This is a genomic window from Duganella sp. FT27W, assembly GCF_009295655.1.
GTDB classification, from domain to species: Bacteria; Pseudomonadota; Gammaproteobacteria; order Burkholderiales; family Burkholderiaceae_D; genus Rugamonas; species Rugamonas zoogloeoides.
On record NZ_WHIV01000001.1, the window covers coordinates 415,239 to 435,112 of the forward strand.

Here is a 19,874-nt window from a genome sequence, read left to right on the forward strand (position 1 = left end):
AATCATCGATGGCGGCAGGCCTGGCGCCATCCCGTCAGCCGACTGGCGGACGAGAAGCGCGAAGCTAACACTGGAAAGTTAACGGTTTGACCATTCTAGCGTGATAGTTCGCCCCGCCTCCGCACGGTTGAATCGCTGGTGGCGCTTATGCCGCTTTGGCCTGCACGCTCTGGACAATCTGCTGCAAAGCGTCTTGCAACACATCGAGATCGTAGGGCTTTTGCAGCGAGCGGGCGGGAAACTCCAGGTGGCGGGTCAGCTCGTCGCCATAGCCGGAAGCGAACAGTACTTCCAGCGTCGGTTTGTCGCGGCGCGCCTGGCGCGCCAGGTCCACGCCCGACATGCCGGGCAGGCTGACATCGGTAAACAGCACGTCGAACTGCTGGCTGGCCAGTTGCGGCAGCGCCTCTTCGCCGCTGGCAGCCGCCTCCACCTCGTGGCCCAGCGCGCGCAGGGTTTCGCACACCAGGTAGCGGGCGTCGGCATTGTCTTCCACCACCAGCAGCGTCAGGGCGCGCCCGGACTGTGTTGCCGGCATCGACTGCGCTGGCGCCAGCGCGCACAGCACGCCCTGCACGACATTGTTGTCATCGCGCACCGGGGTGTAGTACAGGTCCAGCGGCTTCTGGGTAAACGCGTGGTCGCGCCACACGGGCAGGTTGCGGCCGCGGTAGCTGGCGCTGTGGCCCTGGCGCGCATGGGCGATGGCGTCGGGATTCCAGCTCCACGCCGACGGCTGCATCGGCGGCACGTGGCCGCCGGGCGCACTCAGGCTGGGCAGGCCCAGCAGCTCGACATACGCATCGTTATAGACCATGATTTGCTGCTCGCTCCATTGCAGCACCATGGGCAGCGGGGAATTGAGCAGAATATCGACCGTCAGCCGCAAGCTGGCTGGCCAGCTGGCATGATCGCCAAGGGCGGTGCGCGTCCAGTCAGGGGCGGGCGCTGCGATCGAATCGGGAAATGACATACGAGTTGACCTCTTCACAAGATGAACGCATCGTACACGGTAAAAAAAAAGCCCGCTACGGGAGCGGGCTAAATCTATTTCCTTGGAGGAGAATAGAGGAGACAGCTCAATAATGCTGCAACGCGCAAACGAATGCAAATTTTTATTGATGATGATCGAGATAAGTGGCGTGAATGGTATGCTTTTTTGCTCATGTTGCAGTGCACGGCGGGCATTCGGTTAACATTCGATTAATCAGGAGGAATCATGACGACAGTAGTAAAACACCGGGGCGTCAAGATCGTCGTGCTCGGTGCTGGCGAGCAGTTGCTGCAAGTTTGCAAAGCCGGGGACATCGGCCTGATCGAGGACGAGCAGGGTTGGTGGATCAAGTTCATCGGCGACGGCGGCGCCATCGATTGTTATGGTCAGCCGTATCCGTCCTACAACGAAGCGTTGTGGACCGCGAAGGCCGCTGCCGAATATGGCGTTTGAATGATGTGTGAAGCGATCGCAATTTACGGGTGGACAAGCGCGGAAACCGTCCCTATAATGCTGCTTCTTTCGAACGGCATGCCGGACGAGAGAAGTGCAGCAAAGTAAGGGTAAGGTTTTTGTACAGGGTTTGTTCGGTGTTTCGTGCACCTGGCAAACAAATCGATAGAAATGTCGGACTTTGCAAAATAAAGTTTATCTGATACAATGTTGCACATGAAATTTTGGCGGCTGTAGCTCAGCTGGATAGAGTACTTGGCTACGAACCAAGGGGTCGTGGGTTCGATTCCTGCCAGCCGCACCAAAAATTCATGTTTTACCAGACAAGAAAACGCTGTTACTATCTTGTTTTACGCGGCTGTAGCTCAGCTGGATAGAGTACTTGGCTACGAACCAAGGGGTCGTGGGTTCGATTCCTGCCAGCCGCACCAAAATTCGTAAGTAAGAGGGCCTGATGAGTGATCGTCAGGCCCTTTTTCTTTAAGTGTAAGCGTCTGAAAGTAAATGAAAATTTCCTCTCTCGACGGCTTCACCAGATGTCGAAACGCTGTTACAATGTTGTTTTTCGCGGCTGTAGCTCAGCTGGATAGAGTACTTGGCTACGAACCAAGGGGTCGTGGGTTCGATTCCTGCCAGCCGCACCAAAATTCGTAAGTGAAAAGGCCTGATGAGCAATCATCAGGCCTTTTTTCTTTTAAGTGTAAGCCCTTGAAAGTAAATGAAAATTTCCTCTCTTGGCAGCTTCACCGGACGACTGAATGCTGTTACAATGTTGTCTTTCGCGGCTGTAGCTCAGCTGGATAGAGTACTTGGCTACGAACCAAGGGGTCGTGGGTTCGATTCCTGCCAGCCGCACCAAAATTCGTAAGATGAAAGGCCTGATGAGTGATCATCAGGCCTTTTTTCTTTATTCCTTAGTTTTCGGGTTTGCCCGGGGCCGCCTGCTTTGCGCAGCGTCCCGACAGGATAGCCCGCTCAATCGAATCCGCCACCGCGCGGATCGCTTCCTGCGAACAATTGGCAGCCGATGCCTCCGGCACTTTCGGCGTCTTGCCTAGCTGGCGCCAGGCCCACGCCGACAGCAGCAGCACTGCAATCAAGGTCATCACCGTACTGGGTTGGATTTTCAATGCTGCTCCTTTAAAGTTTGAAATACTGGCGCCCGAAGGTTAGTCAGGCGCCCTGTCTCCCCCCGCCTATGCCACCACGTTGCGCGGCGCGCCCGCCACCCAGGCTTCCACGTTGTCGATCAACTGGTCCGCCAGCACCTGCATGGCCTGCGTACTGGCCCACGCCGAATGGGGTGTGAGGATAAAATTCGGCAAGCGCAGGTTGAGCAGCGGGTTGTCGGCTGGCGGCGGTTCCTGCGTCAGCACGTCGAAGCCGGCGCCGCCGATCACGCCGGCGCGCAGCGCGTCGGCCAGCGCCTGTTCGTCCACCAGGCCGCCGCGCGCGGTGTTGATCAACAGTGCGCTGCGCTTCATGCGCACCAGCTCCGACGCGCCGATCATGTTGCGGGTCTTGTCGTTCAAGGGCAGGTGCAGACTCAATACATCGGACGTCTCCAGCAGCTCGTCCCACGATACCTGCACAACCCCTTCGTCCTCGACCGGCGAACGGTTAAATACCACGACCTCCATGCCGAAAGCGCGCGCAATGGCTGCCACCGATTTGCCCAACGCGCCATAGCCGGCCAGGCCCAGGCGGCTGCCGGCCAGGTCTGCGATCGGATGGCCGAACAGGCAGAACTGTTCGGCCTTTTGCCACAGGCCCGCCTCGATGTCGGCGCGGTACGCCACCAGTTGCCGGCGCAGCGCCAGCATGAGCGCGAAGGTGTGCTCGGGCAGCGTGTTGACCGCGTAGTTGCGAATGTTGGCGACGGTGATGCCGCGCGCGCGGCATGCGGCCAGGTCGATGATGTCGGTGCCGGTGGCCGATACCGCGATCATTTTCAGGTCGGGCAACTGGTCCAGCGCGTCCGCGCGCAGCGGCACCTTGTTGGTGATGGCGATGGTGGCGCGGGCGTCGCGCAGGCGTGCGACCGCGTCGGCCGCTTTGGTGGCCGGATACTCGGTCCACGCATGTGCAAACGACGGCTTGCGCACGTTGGCGATGACGCTGTCACGGTCAAGGAAAACAATACGGTGTTGATCATCTGGTACAGAGGTCATACGGCTAACTCCAATGGTGAGGGCGCGGTGCGCGCCGCTGGCGGCGGCGCTTTCGGCAGGCGCATGCCCGGGTGGTTGGCAAACAGTTCGGCGACCCACTCCACGAACACCCGCACCTTGGCCGACAGGTGGCGGTTTTGCGGGTACACCACGTGCACCGGCAGCGGGTCGATGGTCCAGTCGCCGAGAATGGTGGTGAGGCGGCCGTCGGCCAGCATCGCCTCGATCACGAAGCCCGGGGTCTGGATGATGCCCAGTCCCGCCACGCCGGCCGCGATATAGGCGTTGGTGTCGTTGACGGCGATCAGGCCGGGGAGGGTGACCTGCAGCCGTTCGCCGTCGCGGGTAAAGTCCCAGTCGAGGATTTTACCGCTGCGCGACGAAAAATAATTGACGCACTGGTGCTGCAGCAATTCCTGCGGATGCACGGGAACGCCCTGGCGCTGCAAATAGGATGGCGCTGCGCACGTAATAAAATTGAGCATGCCCACGCGGCGTGCGATCAGGCTCGAATCGACCAGCTGGCCGCCGCGCACCGCGCAATCGACGCCTTCCTCGATCAGGTCCACGCTGCGGTCGCTGCACCCCATCTCCATCTGGATGTCCGGGTAGCGGGTGAAAAAATCGGGCATGGCAGGGATCAGCACGTCGTGCGCCAGGCCGGTGGGTACATCCACCCGCAGCCGCCCGCTGGGGCTCAGGCGCGTGCGGGAGAGCGATTCCTCGGCGTCGCGCACGTCCGACAAAATGCGCAGGCAGCGTTCATAATAGGCGGCGCCGTCGGCAGTGACGCTCACGTGGCGCGTGGTTCGGTGCAGCAGCTTGACCGACAGCGCCGTTTCCAGCGACGCGATCAACGTCGAGACGGTGGCCTTGGGTAGTTGCAGGTTTTCCGCCGCACGCGTGAAGCCGCCGGTGTCCACTACCTCCACAAAAACTTCCATCGCTTGTAGTTTATTCATGTAACACTCCCATTGTTCAGGATTCTGAACAATCAATTCAGTTTTGCCGTCTTTATCGGATTGTAGAACATGTTTAAGATTGCTGTACTGCACAAAGAAAAAGAAATGATTCCGGCGGCAGGCCACAGTTGAAGGAAAGGATCAATCATGAAAAATCGGGATGGAATTTTTGCCACGATCGCCGTTGCGCTGACCACGGTCATGCTGGCGGGCGTCGTCTCCACCGATGCCTATATGCAGACGGCCAAGGCCGAAGTGCAAGGCGTTCGTGCCCTGACCGAAGTGGCCAGCGGCGACGTGCTGGCATGTGCCGACACTTCACTGGTCGCCAGCGACGCCATGACGGTGACGCGATGAGCGCGCAGGCGAACCTGCCGGCAGAGCAGCCGCTGCCCGAACTGTCCGACCGCATCAAGGTGCGGGCGCTGGAAGTGGGCGGCGCCGAAGGCCCGCTCGCGGCGCGCCTGTACACCAGCGGTGATTCAGGTGAACGCGGTGCCGGCAAGCGCGACACCCTGCTGGTGTTCTTCCACCCGGGCGGTTTCGTGGGCGGCGACCTGGAAGGCGCCGACATCTTCCTGCGCCATATGGCCGACGACAATCCGCACGTTGCCGTGCTGTCCTCGAGCTACACGCTGGCCACCGAACGTTCGTTCCCGGCAGCGGTGGAAGATGCTCACGCGGTGCTTAACTGGGCCAAGAAGAACAAGGCCAAGACGGCATGGACCGGCAAGCGCCTGCTGGTGTGCGGCATCGAAGCCGGCGCCAACCTGGCTGCGGTGTGCGCGCTGATGTCGCGCGACCGTGGCGGTCCCGCACTGGCCGGCCAGATCCTGATCATGCCCATGCTCGACCCTGGATTGACCACCTGCTCGATGCGCGAAATGCAGCAGGCGCCGGAACTGCTGGAAGTGGCCGATGCCTGCGCCGCCGCCTACGCCGGTTACCTGCCCAACTGCGCCGACCGCACCCACCCGTACGCGTCGCCGCTGCAATCGAGCCGCCTGAAAAACCTGGCTCCCGCCCTGATCCTGTCCGCCGAGGACGATCCGCTGCGCGACGAGGCCGAACAGTATGGCGCCAAGCTGATTGCCAACGGCGTCAAGACATCGGTGATCCGCATGCCCCCCGCGCTGCAGTCCGAAGCAGGCGAGCGCAACGAGTGCGCGTGCAAGTGCATCGCGCTTGGCGAGATCGCTACCTTTATCGCCGGTTTGGACCGCGCCGACGCGGCCCCGTTGTCACAGGAATAGCTGCCCGTACGTCTAACACCTGATTAGTACCCTTCACGTCCCCACTGGCTTGCCGGCGGGGCGCCCGACTCTTGTTGTCTTGTTTTTCGTGCTACGTCCGTGCTTGCGCCCGGCGCCGCCCTTTCTATTAATAATTTTCATTCAAAAAGGATATAAAATGAAAACCATTAAACAAATGACCGCTCTGGCAGGGCCGCTGGCCGCCGCCATGGCGCTGGCGGGCCTGGCCACCATTGGCCTCACCGGTTGCGAAGAAGCCAACAGCAAGAATGCCCAGGCCCAGGGCGCGCCGCAAGGCGGCCCGCCGGTGTCTGCCGCGGCGGTGGTCGAGAAGACGCTGACCGAAACCCAGGAATTCTCGGGCCGCCTCGAAGCGATCGAGCAGGTGCAGATCCGTCCACGCGTGGCCGGTTTTATTACCGCGATCAACTTCAAGCCCGGCAGCCAGGTGAAAAAGGGCGACGTGCTGTTCGTGATCGACGCCCGTCCATTCCAGGCAGAAGCCAACCGCGCCGAAGCGGCTGCCGGTTCGGCGCGCGCCAAGGCCGAACTGGCCAAGCTCGAAATGAACCGTGCCGAAAAGCTGCTGGCCGATAAAGCCATCGCCCAGCGCGAATTCGACGAGCGTTCGTCCAACTTCAAGCAGCTCGACGCCGACGCCCGCGCCGCCCAGGCCCAGTACGAAGCGGCCAAGCTCAATGTCGATTACACGCGCGTGACGTCGCCAATCAGTGGCCGCGTGTCGAAAGCGGAAATCACGCTGGGCAACCTGGTCGATGCGTCGGCCGTGCTGACCTCCGTGGTCTCGCTGGAAAACATCTACGCGTCGTTCGACGGCGACGAAGAAACCTATTTGCGCGTGGGCGCCGCCGCCCACAAGGGCCAGCCGGCCGTGGTGCGTATCGGCCTGGCCAACGAAGAAGGCTTCCCGCACGAAGGCAAGCTCGAATTCGTCGACAACCAGCTCGATGCGCGTAGCGGTTCGGTGCGCATGCGTGCCCGCCTGGCCAATGACGATGGTTCACTGGTACCGGGCCTGTTCGCCCGCGTGCAACTGGCCGGTTCGACCGGCGCCAAGCCGGTCATGCTGATCAACGACCGCGCCGTGAGCACCGACCAGAATCGCAAGTTCGTGTTCGTGGTCGGCGCCGGCAACAAGGCCGAGTACCGTCCGGTCACGCTGGGCCCGCAGGTCGATGGCCTGCGCGTGGTGCGCTCCGGCCTGAAAACCGGTGAGAAGATTGTCGTCAACGGCCTGCAGCGCGTGCGCCCCGGCGCACCGATCACGCCGACCATGGTGGCGATGGACGCCGATCCGCTGGCCGCCAACGTGGCGCAGCCGGAAGCCGAAAAAGATGAAAAAGTCGCCGCAGTCGCTGATGCGAAAGCCGGCACTACCAAGGAATAATTAAAATGAACATCTCCCGATTTTTTGTCGACAAGCCGATTTTCTCGGCCGTCCTGTCGATCATTATTTTTGTGGCCGGCCTGATCTCGATCTTCAAGCTGCCGATCTCCGAGTACCCGGACGTGGTGCCGCCATCGGTGGTAGTACGCGCGCAGTACCCGGGCGCCAACCCCAAGATCATTGCCGAAACCGTGGCCGCGCCGCTGGAAGAGCAGATCAACGGTGTCGAGAACATGCTGTACATGTCCTCGCAAAATACGTCGGATGGCGCCCTGGCGCTGACCGTCACCTTCAAGATCGGCACCAACGTCGAGCAGGCTGAAACGCAGGTGCAGAACCGCGTCCAGCGCGCCTTGCCACGGCTGCCGGAAGAAGTGCGCCAGATCGGCGTGACCACCGTCAAGTCGTCGCCCAATCTGACCATGGTGGTCCACCTGGTGTCGCCGAATGGCCGCTACGACGACCTGTACCTGCGTAACTACGCGGTGCTGAACGTCAAGGATCAACTGGCGCGCCTGCCCGGCATGGGCGAGGTGCAGCTGTTCGGTTCCGGCGATTACGCCATGCGTGTATGGCTCGATCCGCAAAAAGTCGCTGCACGCGGCATGACCGCCGGTGACATCGTCGATGCGATCCGCGAGCAGAACGTGCAGGTCGCGGCAGGTGTGATTGGCCAGGGCCCGAGCAAGGGCGCGGACTTCCAGCTCACCGTCAACACCCACGGCCGCCTGCAAAGTGAAGAAGAATTCGGCAACATCATCGTCAAGGCCAGCGCCGACGGCGCCGTCACGCTGTTGAAAGACGTGGCGCGCCTCGAAATGGGTTCGAACTCGTACGCACTGCGCTCGCTGCTGAACAACAAGTCGGCTGCCGCGATTCCGATTTTCGAAGCGCCGAATGCCAACGCGCTGCAACTGTCGGCCGACGTGCGCTCCACCATGGAACGCCTGTCGAAAGACTTCCCGGAAGGCGTCGCCTACGACATCGTCTATGACCCGACCCAGTTCGTGCGCGAATCGATCAAGTCGGTGATCCACACGCTGATCGAAGCGATCGTGTTGGTGGCCCTGGTGGTGATCATCTTCCTGCAAACCTGGCGCGCTTCGATCATTCCGCTGCTGGCCGTGCCGGTATCGGTGGTGGGTACCTTTGCAGTAATGCTGGCCTTCGGCTTCTCGATCAATACGCTGTCGCTGTTCGGCCTGGTGCTGGCCATCGGTATCGTGGTCGATGATGCGATCGTGGTGGTGGAAAACGTGGAACGTAACATCCACGACGGCCTGTCGCCGCATGATGCGACGATCCAGGCGATGAAAGAAGTCAGTGGTCCGATCATTGCGATCGCCCTGGTGCTGTGCGCCGTGTTCGTGCCGATCGCTTTCGTTTCCGGCCTGTCCGGCCAGTTCTACAAGCAGTTCGCGCTGACCATCGCGATTTCCACCGTGATTTCGGCATTCAGCTCGCTGACCCTGGCCCCGGCCCTGGCTGCAGCCCTGCTGAAACCGCACGATGCCCCGAAAGACATCGTCACCCGTGGCATGGACAAGGTATTCGGCGGCTTCTTCGGCTGGTTCAACCGCTTCTTCAACCGCGCGTCGAACAACTATGAAAAAGGCGTGACCGGCGTCCTGAAACGCAAGGGTGGTTCGCTGGTGGTGTACGCCGTGCTGGCCGTCGCTGCCGGTTTCATGTTCAAGGTCGTGCCGCCGGGCTTCGTGCCGGCGCAGGACAAGCAGTACCTGATCGGCTTTGCCCAGCTGCCTGATGCCGCCTCGCTCGACCGTACCGACGCCGTGATCCGCAAGATGTCGGACATCGCCAAGGACATCCCTGGCGTGGCCAACTCGATCGCATTCCCGGGCCTGTCGATCAACGGTTTCACCAATGCGCCGAACGCCGGTATCGTGTTCGTGGGCTTGAGCGACTTCCACGAGCGCACCGGCAAGGAGCAGTCGGCCGAAGCGATCGCCGGCGAAATCAACAAGCGCATGGGCGCCATCGAAGGTGCGTTCGTGATGGTGCTGCCGCCGCCGCCGGTCAACGGCCTCGGTACCACCGGTGGCTTCAAGCTGATGCTGGAAGACCGCGACAACCTCGGTTACGACGCGCTGTATAAAGCGGTGCAGGCGGTGCAAGCGAAGGCTGCGACCAACCCGAAACTCGCTGGCGTGTTCTCGAGCTACCAGATCAACGTGCCGCAATTGTTCGCCGACGTCGATCGCGTGAAAGCCAAGCAGCTCGGTGTGCCGCTCAACACGATCTACCAGACCTTGCAGATCAACCTCGGTTCGCTGTACGTGAACGACTTCAACCAGTTTGGCCGTACCTACCAGGTGCGCGTGCAGGCCGACCAGCAGTTCCGCTCGCACGCCGAAGACATGGGCCAGCTCAAGGTCCGCAACGACCGTGGCGAAATGATCCCGCTGTCGTCGCTGATGCGCGTGAAAGACAGCTATGGCCCGGACCGCGTGCAGCGTTATAACGCCTTCGTCGCCGCCGAGATCAACGGCGCACCGGCCCCTGGCGTGTCGTCGGGCGAAGCGCAGGCCGAGATGACCAAGATCGTCGAGGAAGTGCTGCCGAAGGGTATCTCGTATGAATGGACGGAACTGGTCTACCAGGACATCCTGTCCGGCAACACCATGATGTACGTGTTCCCGCTGTGCGTGCTGCTGGTATTCCTGGTATTGGCTGCCCAATACGAAAGCTGGACCCTGCCGCTGGCCGTGATCCTGATCGTACCGATGTCGATCCTGTGCGCCCTGATCGGCGTGAAGCTGACCGCTGGCGACAACAACGTGTTTACCCAGATCGCCCTGTTCGTGCTGGTGGGGCTGGCGTCGAAAAACGCGATCCTGATCGTGGAATTCGCCCGCGAACTGGAACTGCACGGCCGCACCATCGTGGAAGCGGCGCTGGAATCGTGCCGCCTGCGTCTGCGTCCGATCCTGATGACGTCGATCGCTTTCATCATGGGCGTGCTGCCACTGGTGTTCTCGAGCGGCGCCGGTTCGGAAATGCGTCATGCGATGGGCGTGGCGGTGTTTGCCGGCATGCTGGGCGTGACCTTCTTCGGCCTGTTCCTGACGCCCGTGTTCTACGTCCTGCTGCGCAAACTGTCGGTCAGGCTGGAACGCAAGAAAACCGTGGTGACCGGCGAGACCGTCGTCACCGCACCAAAACTGGAAGGGACCCACTAATATGAACAAGCTGCAGATGATCGCCAAAGGCGTGGCTCCCGTGCTGGCCGCATTGCTGATGACCGCATGCGCCGCACCCGAGTTCAAGCAACCGGCCATCGACGTGCCGACCGCCTTCAAGGAATCGCAGGCGCCGGTGCCGTCGGAAGTGGCCATCCACATCCAGACCGCTGCCGACGGCAGCACCTGGAAACAGGCGCAAGCCGCCGAAGCGCAGCCGCGCGGCGAATGGTGGCTCGCCTTCAACGATACCGCTTTGAATGAGCTGATCGCCGAAGCCACCCGCGCCAACGCCAACCTGGCCGTGGCGGCCGCCCGCGTCAAGCAGGCCCGCGCGATTGCCGGCGTGGCCGAAGCGGACCGCATTCCGCAAGTAGGCGCCAACCTCGGCGCCCAGCGCCAGCGCGCTTCGGCGCCGTCGCTCGGCCTGCCTGACGGCACACCGGTCCGTCCCGGTAACGCTTACAGCGCCAACCTGTCGGCCAGCTACGAGATCGACCTGTTCGGCCGCGTGTCGTCCAACGTGGCTGCGGCCCGCAACGACGCCGCCTCGGTCGAAGCGACGTACCGCTCGGTGCTGCTGTCGGTGCAAGCCGACGTGGCGCAGACTTATTTCCGTCTGCGCGCCACCGACGCCGAACTGGAAACCCTGGCCCGCACCGTGCAAACGCGGGAAGAGGATGTGAAGGTCAACCAGCGCCGCTTCGACCTGGGCGATATCGGTGAATTCGACCTGTCGCGCGCCAGGACCGAACTGGCGACAGTGCGGTCCGAAGCGATCGGCCTGCAACGCCAGCGCGTGACGGCCGAGCATGCTCTGGCCGTCCTGCTGGGCAAACCGGCGGCCAGCTACACGGCCGGCGCCAGCCCGCTGCTCGACACCGCGCTGCTGCCGGTGGTACCGGCCGGCCTGCCGTCGTCGCTGCTCGAGCGCCGTCCCGACATCGCTGCCGCGCAGCGCACCATGGAAGCGGCCAACGCCCGCATCGGTGTGGCCCGGTCGGCCATGTTCCCGGCGCTGAACCTGAGCGCCACCGGCGGCGGTGCGGCGGCGCAGTCGTTCTCGAACGTGTTCGAGTGGAGCAGCCGTTCGTGGGTGCTGGGCGCGCTGATGTCGATGCCGATCATCGACGGTGGCCGCAACAAGGCCAACATCACGCGCAGCGAAGGCGCGCTGGAAGAATCGGTCGGCACGTATCGCCAGAGCGTACTGGTGGCATTCGCCGAGGTGGAAGACAACCTGGCCGGCCTGCGCATCCTGGCCGGACAAACCGCGCAGATGGAAGCGGCGCTGGTGTCGGCGCGCCGTTCGGCCGACCTGGCGCAAAAACTGTACGCGGCAGGCCGGTCGAGCTATATCGACCTGCTGGACGCGCAGCGCAACCTGGCAGCGGTGGAGCGCACGGCGGTGCAACTGCGCGGCAACCGCGCAGTAACCACGGTGGCGCTGATCCGGGCGCTGGGCGGCGGCTGGGACAGCCCGACCGTGCAGACGGTGGCGCAGCAGTAACGGCGACAAGACCCGAGAAGGTCTCAACGTAAAAACGGACCCGCGAGGGTCCGTTTTTACTTCACGCTTCAACCCCGGTACGGGGCTGAATGGAGATGAATTACTTGGCTGGGGTAACCGGGGCAGGGGTGACCGCTGCATCGGCTTTCACCGCTTTTTCGTGGGCTTTGGCCTTGGTTTTGTGGGCCTTGGCGTGGGCGTCGGCCTTGTCGGCTTTGGCATCGGCCTGCGCTACGGCGACGTCCTTGTTGGCTTCGGCTTCTGCCTTGGCGGCTTTGGCATCGGCCTTGATATGGGCCTTGGTTTCCTTGGCGGTAGCTTTGGCATCAGCCTTGGCTTCTTTCGCTTCGGCCTTGGCAGCAGCTGGTGCAGCCGGGGTAGTAGCAGGCGTTTGAGCGAAAGCTGCGGTAGCGAACAGGCCGGCGATCACGGTAGCGATAAGTTTTTTCATGATGAAGTTCCTCGTTTCGGTTGATAGGGCCCGGGACTATTCCCGTGTCTCTGAGCGTAAAACGCGGCCCGATTCGCCGTCGTTGACGGCCTTTACAATCGCTTACATGTTCGCCATCGCACAGAGTCCAAGCAGCGCCGGGCCTACGCTGGAGGAATGACAGCCTCCCTCAAAACCTACAAGTCCAAGCGCGACTTCACCATCACCCCGGAACCGGCCGAAGGCGGCGCCGAGGGCGGTGAGCACCTGGCGTTCGTGATCCAGAAACACTGGGCCAGCCGCCTCCACTACGACTTCCGCCTGGAACTCGACGGCGTGATGATGAGCTGGGCCGTGCCCAAGGGCCCCAGCTACGACACCCACGACAAGCGCATGGCCGTGCACGTGGAAGACCACCCGATTTCGTACAACGACTTCGAAGGCACGATCCCGGCCAAGCAATACGGGGCCGGAAAGGTGATCATCTGGGACAAGGGCAGCTGGCAGCCGCACGATGATCCGCGCAAGGGCCTCGCCGCCGGCAACCTCAAGTTCACGCTGCACGGCCACAAGCTGCGCGGCCGCTGGGTACTGGTGCGCATGCGCGGCAAGGGCGAAAAGCAGGAGCCGTGGCTGCTGATCAAGGAGAAGGATGATTATGCGCGGCCGGCCACCGAATTTTCCGTGATCGATGAAATGCCCGACAGCGTGAAGGCGCTGCCAATGCCCGAGGGGGCGGGCAGGTTGACGCCGGCGGCAGCAAAGGCGTCCGATACCGGCCCCGGCACCGCAGCGACAAAGGCGGCCAAGGCCAGCAAAGCCACGAAAGCGGCCAAGGCCAGCAACGCCACGAAGACTGTCAAGGCCACGAAGACTGTCAAGGCCACGAAGACTGTCAAGGCCACGAAGACTGTCAAGGCCACGAAGACTGTCAAGGCCACGAAAGCGGCCAAGGCCAACGATGCCGCCGAGGCGGCTCAGGGCAACAGCGGCAGCAGCGTCGCAACGGCAGCCACACCGGCAAAAGCGGGCAAGGCGCCACCCAAAGTCGCGCTGCCCGAAAAACTGTCGCCACAACTGGCCACGCTGGTGGACGGCCCACCGTCGAACCGTGACGACTGGCTGTTTGAAATCAAGTTCGACGGCTACCGCATTCTGGCGCGCATCGATGGCAAGGATATCCGCCTGATTACCCGCAACGGCAACGACTGGACCCACAAGCTGCAGCCCTTACAAAAGGCACTGGCCAGCATGAAGCTGCCGCCCGGCTGGTACGACGGCGAAATCGTCGTGCACAACGACGAGGGCCGACCCGACTTCGGCCTGCTGCAAAACGCCTTTGACGCCAACGCCCCGGGCGACGTCGTCTACTTTCTGTTCGACGCGCCATACCTCGATGGCCGCGACCTGCGCGACACGCCGCTCGAACAACGCCGCGCGCAGCTGCAAGCGGTGCTCGATCAACGCCCCAGCGACACGGTACGCTACAGCGCCGCACTGGCCGCAGCGCCGGAGGACATGATTGCCGCCGCGTGCAGCATGGGCCTCGAAGGCATTATCGGCAAACGGCGCGATGCGTCTTACACGGCGCGGCGCAGCGGCAGCTGGATCAAGCTCAAATGCGGCCAGCGCCAGGAGTTCGTCATCGGCGGCTATACCGATCCGCAGGGCGCGCGCAGCGGCTTTGGCTCGCTGCTGCTGGGCACCTACGACGCCGACGGAACATTGCGCTACGCCGGCAATGTGGGCAGCGGCTTCGATGGCGCTGCCTTGCGCGACCTGAAGGCGAAAATGGACAAGCTGGCGGTCGAAAAAAGCCCGTTTGCGCCGAGCCGCGTGATCGACCGCAAAGCGCACTGGCTCAAGCCCACGCTGGTGGCGGAAGTGGCGTTCGGCGAATGGACCAGCGCCGGTTCGATCCGGCACGCGGTCTTCAAGGGACTGCGCAAGGACAAGCAGGCCACTTCCATCGTGCGTGAGCTGCCTGCGCACCTGAAGGAGGAACAAGCTGTGACAGATACCGATACTGAACCGATGGTGGCGGGCAAGCTGCCCGCATCTCTCAAGGTCACCAACGCAGATCGCGTGATCGACAAGCAAACCGGCGCCACCAAGATCGACCTGGTGCGCTATTACGCGCTGGTGGGCGCGCTGATGCTGCCGCACCTGAAAGGCCGTCCCGTCTCGCTGGTGCGCGCGCCGGCAGGTGTCGGTGGCGAGCTGTTTTTCCAGAAGCATGCCGATACCGACAAGATGGACGGCGTCAAGAACCTCAAGCAGTCGCTCGATCCCGGGCACGCGCCGATGCTGGAAGTTGCGACGCAAAAGGGCTTGCTGTCGGCAGCGCAGTGGAACGTGGTGGAACTGCACACGCAAAACGCCAATGCCGCGTCGTACGACAAGCCCAATCGCATGGTGTTCGACCTAGACCCTGGCAAGGGCGTGGACTGGAAGCAGGTGCAGGAGGCGGCCACCCTGATGAAGGCCTTCCTCGATCACCTGGGCTTGCCGGCATTTTTAAAAACCAGCGGCGGCAAGGGGCTGCACGTGGTGGTGCCAATCAAGCCCGGTTACGGCTGGGATGACGTGAAGGGGTTCTCGCAGGCGATTGTCGCGCACATGGCGCAGAATATTCCCGAGCGCTTCGTGCTCAAAAGTGGACCGAGCAACCGGGTAGGGAAGATCTTTATCGATTACCTGCGCAACGGTCGCGGGTCCACCACCGCGTGCGCCTGGTCGGCGCGGGCGCGGCCCGGGCTGGGGATTTCGGTGCCCGTGAGCTGGGAAGAACTGGGCGAGCTGCGCGGCGGCGACCACTGGACGGTCGCCACTGTGCACACGCGGCTGGACGTGGGCAATGCGCCGTGGGACGGCTATGCCAAGGCCGCCAAGGGACTGGCGCCGGCGATGAAGATGCTCGACTTTAAACCGGAGAAGTGAGGAGCACCGTTCTCGTCCAGCCATTGCGTCAAGCCGCCTTGCGCGCAGTCGATGACTTGGCCGCAGGCTTGCGAGGCGCCGCCGCCTTGGCTTTGGCAGGGGCCGACTTGGCAGCGGCAGCCCGCTTGCGCGGCGCCGGCGCCTTTTCTTCCGCCTCATCTTCGTCTGCAGCAGCCGGTCTGGCCTTGGCGGGCGCTTTGCCCGGCCGCTTGCCCAGGCTGTCCTGCAGCAATGCCACCAAATCCACCACGTTCGACGACTTGGGCGCCTTGCGTTCCGGTTCCGGTGCGGTGAGGGTCTTGGTCTGGCCAGCCTTGATCTTTTTCTTGATCAGCGCCATCACGTCTTCCTTGTAGGTGTCGTGGTATTGCGACGGCTTCCATTCCTCGGTCATGCCTTCGACCAGCGACAGCGCCATGTTCAATTCCTTGTCGCTGATGCCGGCGCCCTTGAGCGTGACGGGTGGCAGCTTGAGGTCTTCGCTGTCGCGGATCTCGGTCTCGAACCGCAGCGTATTGAGCACGATCTTGTCGTCCATGCACACCAGCGCGCACAGGTGTTGCTTGGTGCGGATTACCACCGTGGCGATGCCGATCTTGCCGGCCTTGCGCAGTGTCTCGCGCAGCAGAGCATACACCTTGGCGCCGCCCTTAGAAGGCGCCAGATAATAGGGGTGCTCGTAATAGGTGAGCGGCACGTCGGCCGCATCGACAAAGGCCTGGATGTCGATGGTGCCGGTGGCCTCCACGTTGGCGCGCTTGAGGTCTTCGTCCGACAGCACTACGTACTCGCCGTCTTCGTACTCGTAGCCCTTGACGATATCGTCCCAATCGACGTCCTTGCCGTTCTTCTTGTTATAGCGCTTGTAGCCCACGGGCGAAAAGTCGCGCCGGTCCAGCATCGACAGGTCGAGGTCGTGCTCCTGCACGGCCGTGTACAGGTCCACCGGGATATGCACCAGGCCGAAGCTGATGGCGCCTTTCCACAACGCGCGGGCGGCCACGGTCAGCTCCCCACCGAGCCGGTTACCGGCAGCACGATGCCGGTGATGTAGCTCGCGCATGAAGGCGCAGCCAGGAACACGTAAGCGGGTGAGAGCTCCTGCGGCTGGGCCGGACGGCGCATGTCGGCCTGCGCGCCAAATTCGGTGATCTTGTCGGGCGACTGGTCGGCCGGATTGAGCGGCGTCCAGACCGGGCCGGGCGCGACCGCATTGACGCGGATGCCCAGCTCCAGCAGGTTCGACGCCAGCGACATGGTAAAAGCGTGGATCGCACCCTTGGTGGTCGAATAGTCGATCAGGTGGGCCGAGCCTTTGAGGCCAACGACCGAACCGGTGTTGATGATCGATCCGCCTTTTTTCAGGAAGGGCACCACCGCCTTGGCCATGTGGAAGTAGCCATACACATTGGTTTTCATGGTCATGTCGAACCGTTCCTCGGTGAGGTCGGTGATTTTCTCGGCATGCTCCTGGAATGCGGCGTTGTTGACCAGGATGTCGAGGCGGCCGAAGCGCTTGTGCACCTGTTCGGCCACCTCGCGGCAGAATTGCGCCTCGCGCACGTCGCCGCGCATCAGGAGGCAGCTGCGGCCTTCCGCTTCCACGTAACGCTTCGTGTCGATCGCATCCTGGTCTTCCTCGAGATAGACGATGGCGACATCGGCACCTTCTCGGGCATACATCACCGCCACGGCGCGGCCGATGCCCGAATCGCCGCCGGTGATGATGGCGGCCATGCCTTCGAGCTTGCCGCTGCCCTGGTAGTCGGGGGCCATGAATTCCGGTTGCAGTTCCATCTGGGCTTCGAGCCCCGGCTTGGCCAGGTGCTGCGCGGGCAGGGGCGTGCCGGGGTAGTCATGGTCGGTGGTTTGCACCGGTCCCTGGCGCTCGCCGGACTGGCTGCCGCCCGAACGTTGTTTTTTCTGCTGGTCGGCCTGGTCCTGGCGCTGCTGGATCTCGCGCTGCTGGCTGGCGGTGCCGGTGGTACTACCGCTGCGGTTACCTCGATTATGCTGGTTGTCCATGCTGCCTCCGATTGCAATGAACTGCCAGTATTGGCGCCGTCCCTTACGATGACGGTGCGTTTCGCCACATAAGCCCGGATTTGCGCGGCGCTGCTAGTCATACCGGCCTATAGATTATCCTCGTCATGTATAATCAAGGCATCTTGAACGGGAGGCCGCGCATGAAAGTCAGCAGGGAACAGGTGGCGCTCAACCGCGAGCGCATCGTGGAAACCGCCGCCCGGCTGTTTCGCCAGAACGGTTATGACGGCATCGGCGTGGCCGACCTGATGAAAGGCGCAGGCCTCACGCACGGCGGCTTTTATGGCCACTTCGCCTCGAAAGAGGATTTGCTGGCCGAGGCCACGGCGCACGCCTTGCAGCGGTCGGTGCAGCGCTGGCAGGAAAAGACGGCCACTGATCCGGTCGCCGGCCTGTCCGAACTCGCCAGCGGTTACCTCTCCACGCGCCACCGCGATCACCCCGAAAACGGCTGCGCCATCGCCGCGCTGGGGCCTGACGTGGCGCGGCTGGGGCCGGCCGCACGCAGTGCGATGACAGCTGGCGTGGCGGGGCAGGTCGCGGTAGTGGAAAAATGCCTGGCAGTCGAAGGTGCCGATGTCGCCGCCGTTCGCCAGCAAGCACTGGCCACCTACGCCGCCATGGTGGGCGCGATGGTACTGGCCCGCGCGGTCAATGACGAAGCGCTGTCGCAGGAAATCCTGGCGGCGGTGCGCGAGCAAATACCGCGAAGCGACGCGAGCTGATTCTTCTTATGCGTTTTTCGCATTAGCAAATGCGAAAAACGCATTTGGCGCTGGACCGCCCCCGGTCTATCGCGTACCCTGTCGCTTTCCCCGTTTTTCGAATTCCAGCATGCTGCATTGGTTGAAGCACTACCGGCGCGCGCTCCTGCCCGGCGATATCAGCGCCGGCCTGGTCGTGGCCATGATGATGATCCCGCAGGGCATGGCCTACGCCATGGTGGCCGGGCTGCCGCCGGTGGTGGGCCTCTACGCCAGCATCATGCCGCCCGTGGTGTATGCGCTGTTTGGCAGCAGCATGACGCAATCGGTCGGCCCCATGGCCATCATCTCGCTGATGACAGCCGCCGCCATCGGCCCGCTGGCCGTACCCGGTTCCACCCTGGCTGCGGTGCTGGCGGCCCAACTGGCGCTGGTGGCCGGCGCCACTCTGCTGCTGTGCGGCCTGCTGCGCATGGGCTTTCTCGCCAATTTCTTTTCGCGTCCCGTGATGAGCGGCTTCACCGTCGGCTCGGCCATCGTGATCGCGTTCGACCAGGTACATACCCTGCTGGGCGTCCCGATCGCCGACGTATTGAAGCTGCACGTGCATCTGCCCAGTGCGCTGCTGGGCGTGGGTTCGCTGGCGTTGCTGCTGCTGGCGCGCCGGTACCTGGCCGGCGTGCTGCGCGCCTGCGGCCTGCCGCCGCTGGCGGCCGACATCGGCGCCAAGCTCGCGCCGATGCTGGTGGTGCTGGGCGGGATCGCCCTGATGGCCTTTACCGGCCTGCACGACCTGGGCGTGCGCACCACCGGCGCGGTGCCGGCCGGGCTGCCGGGGCTCAATCTCGCCACGTCCAGCGCGCACTGGCCGGCGCTGCTGCAACCGGGCCTGCTGATCGGCTTCATGGTGTTCCTGATGTCGATGTCGGCGGCGCAGTCGCTGGCCCTCAAGCGCAATGAAAAGCTGGTCAGCAACCATGAACTGATTGGCCTTGGTGCGGCCAACGTGGCCAGCGCACTGTCCGGCGGTTTTCCCGTCACCGGCAGCCTGTCGCGCTCCGCCGTCAATTTCGCGGCCGGCGCCAACACCCCGCTGGCGAGCCTGATCACGGCGGCGTTGCTGGCCTGCGCGCTGCTGGCGCCCACCGGCTGGCTGGCATTGCTGCCGCTGCCGGTGCTGGCCGCCACCATCATCGTTGCCGTATTGGGCATGCTGGAACTGGGCATCGTGCGCACCGCCTGGTCGTACGACCGCAGCGACGTGCTGGCGTGGGCCGCCACCTGCCTGGGCGTGCTGGTGCTGGGCGTGGAGGCGGGCGTGATCGTGGGCGTGGCGCTGTCGATGGGCACCCTGATCTGGCGCGCCAGCCGCCCGCATATCGCGGTGCTGGGCCGCATCGCGGGCAGCGAGCATTTCCGCAATATCGAGCGCTATCCGGCCGCCACCCAGCCGGAACTGCTGATCCTGCGCATCGACGCCAATCTGTTCTTCGGCAACGTGGAATCGGTGAGCGAACGGATCGAGTGCGAACTGCGCACCCACCAGAGCGCGCGCGACCTGCTGCTGGTGATGACGGCGGTCAGCTCGATCGACACCACCGCCCTGTACGCGCTGGCGGAACTGAATCAGAGCCTCAAGCGGCGCAACATCGGCCTGCACCTGGCCGAGGTGAAGGGGCCGGTGATGGACCGCCTGCGCCACAGCGACCTGCTGCGCGACCTGAACGGCAAACTGTTCCTCAGCACGGCGATGGCCTGCGACCACATCCAGGCCGGCCAGCAATAATACGCATGGACTTCCGG

16 protein-coding genes and 4 tRNA genes are annotated in these 19,874 nt (G+C 63.1%); 13 read left to right on the plus strand and 7 right to left on the minus strand.

Annotated features, from left to right (window positions below; translation table 11 throughout):
- Positions 1-145: 145 nt before the first annotated feature.
- Positions 146-973 (minus strand): response regulator, encoded by an 828-nt coding sequence (locus F8197_RS01715; protein WP_152879503.1) that lies wholly within the window; start codon positions 971-973, stop codon positions 146-148.
- A gap of 246 nt (positions 974-1,219) precedes the next feature.
- On the opposite strand from F8197_RS01715, the gene F8197_RS01720 reads away from it, so the two are divergent.
- From F8197_RS01720 to F8197_RS01740, 5 genes are all read left to right on the plus strand, one after another.
- Positions 1,220-1,447: a hypothetical protein gene (locus F8197_RS01720; RefSeq protein WP_152879505.1), complete on the plus strand. Its 228-nt coding sequence runs from the start codon at positions 1,220-1,222 to the stop codon at positions 1,445-1,447.
- A gap of 227 nt (positions 1,448-1,674) precedes the next feature.
- Positions 1,675-1,751, plus strand: a tRNA-Arg gene (locus F8197_RS01725).
- A gap of 50 nt (positions 1,752-1,801) precedes the next feature.
- Positions 1,802-1,878, plus strand: a tRNA-Arg gene (locus F8197_RS01730).
- Positions 1,879-2,014: 136 nt separating this feature from the next.
- Positions 2,015-2,091, plus strand: a tRNA-Arg gene (locus F8197_RS01735).
- Between the two features lie 137 nt (positions 2,092-2,228).
- Positions 2,229-2,305: transfer RNA gene (locus tag F8197_RS01740), tRNA-Arg, on the plus strand.
- A gap of 56 nt (positions 2,306-2,361) precedes the next feature.
- Here F8197_RS01740 and trbK read toward each other — a convergent pair.
- The 3 genes from trbK to F8197_RS01755 form a co-directional block, all read right to left on the minus strand.
- Positions 2,362-2,577, minus strand: coding sequence for an entry exclusion lipoprotein TrbK (trbK, locus tag F8197_RS01745; protein WP_152879507.1), 216 nt, complete (start codon positions 2,575-2,577; stop codon positions 2,362-2,364).
- A gap of 66 nt (positions 2,578-2,643) precedes the next feature.
- Positions 2,644-3,618 carry a D-2-hydroxyacid dehydrogenase gene (locus tag F8197_RS01750; protein WP_152879509.1) on the minus strand — a complete coding sequence of 325 codons (975 nt, stop codon included), beginning with the start codon at positions 3,616-3,618 and terminating at the stop codon, positions 2,644-2,646.
- Positions 3,615-4,580 (minus strand): LysR family transcriptional regulator, encoded by a 966-nt coding sequence (locus F8197_RS01755; protein ID WP_152879511.1) that lies wholly within the window; start codon positions 4,578-4,580, stop codon positions 3,615-3,617. Before F8197_RS01755 ends, F8197_RS01750 begins: the two co-directional genes overlap by 4 nt.
- A gap of 147 nt (positions 4,581-4,727) precedes the next feature.
- Between F8197_RS01755 and F8197_RS01760 the strand changes: the two genes are divergently transcribed.
- From F8197_RS01760 to F8197_RS01780, 5 genes are all read left to right on the plus strand, one after another.
- Positions 4,728-4,937, plus strand: coding sequence for a hypothetical protein (locus tag F8197_RS01760; RefSeq protein WP_152879513.1), 210 nt, complete (start codon positions 4,728-4,730; stop codon positions 4,935-4,937).
- Positions 4,934-5,833 (plus strand): alpha/beta hydrolase, encoded by a 900-nt coding sequence (locus F8197_RS01765; RefSeq protein WP_152879515.1) that lies wholly within the window; start codon positions 4,934-4,936, stop codon positions 5,831-5,833. Before F8197_RS01760 ends, F8197_RS01765 begins: the two co-directional genes overlap by 4 nt.
- Before the next feature lie 157 nt (positions 5,834-5,990).
- Positions 5,991-7,241 carry an efflux RND transporter periplasmic adaptor subunit gene (locus F8197_RS01770; RefSeq protein ID WP_152879517.1) on the plus strand — a complete coding sequence of 417 codons (1,251 nt, stop codon included), beginning with the start codon at positions 5,991-5,993 and terminating at the stop codon, positions 7,239-7,241.
- A 5-nt stretch (positions 7,242-7,246) separates the two neighbouring features.
- A complete protein-coding gene (locus F8197_RS01775) occupies positions 7,247-10,441 on the plus strand; it encodes an efflux RND transporter permease subunit (protein WP_152879519.1) in 3,195 nt (1,064 codons plus the stop codon).
- Position 10,442: 1 nt separating this feature from the next.
- On the plus strand, positions 10,443-11,951 hold the full coding sequence (locus F8197_RS01780; RefSeq protein WP_152879522.1) for an efflux transporter outer membrane subunit: 1,509 nt from the start codon (positions 10,443-10,445) through the stop codon (positions 11,949-11,951).
- 100 nt (positions 11,952-12,051) lie between these two features.
- Here the strand turns inward: F8197_RS01780 and F8197_RS01785 are convergent, their stop codons facing one another.
- Positions 12,052-12,402, minus strand: a complete 351-nt coding sequence (locus tag F8197_RS01785; protein ID WP_056146131.1) for a hypothetical protein — start codon at positions 12,400-12,402, stop codon at positions 12,052-12,054.
- A 156-nt stretch (positions 12,403-12,558) separates the two neighbouring features.
- Between F8197_RS01785 and ligD the strand changes: the two genes are divergently transcribed.
- Positions 12,559-15,321, plus strand: a complete 2,763-nt coding sequence (gene ligD, locus F8197_RS01790; RefSeq protein ID WP_152879524.1) for a DNA ligase D — start codon at positions 12,559-12,561, stop codon at positions 15,319-15,321.
- Positions 15,322-15,349: 28 nt separating this feature from the next.
- On the opposite strand, the gene F8197_RS01795 is transcribed toward ligD, so the two are convergent.
- Together F8197_RS01795 and F8197_RS01800 are read right to left on the minus strand one after the other, a co-directional pair.
- Positions 15,350-16,324: a Ku protein gene (locus F8197_RS01795; protein WP_373996800.1), complete on the minus strand. Its 975-nt coding sequence runs from the start codon at positions 16,322-16,324 to the stop codon at positions 15,350-15,352.
- A gap of 2 nt (positions 16,325-16,326) precedes the next feature.
- Positions 16,327-17,346, minus strand: coding sequence for an SDR family oxidoreductase (locus F8197_RS01800; protein WP_152879528.1), 1,020 nt, complete (start codon positions 17,344-17,346; stop codon positions 16,327-16,329).
- A 161-nt stretch (positions 17,347-17,507) separates the two neighbouring features.
- On the opposite strand from F8197_RS01800, the gene F8197_RS01805 reads away from it, so the two are divergent.
- Positions 17,508-18,092, plus strand: a complete 585-nt coding sequence (locus F8197_RS01805) for a TetR/AcrR family transcriptional regulator (protein ID WP_152879530.1) — start codon at positions 17,508-17,510, stop codon at positions 18,090-18,092.
- Between the two features lie 109 nt (positions 18,093-18,201).
- A complete protein-coding gene (locus F8197_RS01810) occupies positions 18,202-19,857 on the plus strand; it encodes a SulP family inorganic anion transporter (RefSeq protein ID WP_152879532.1) in 1,656 nt (551 codons plus the stop codon).
- Positions 19,858-19,874 lie beyond the last annotated feature (17 nt).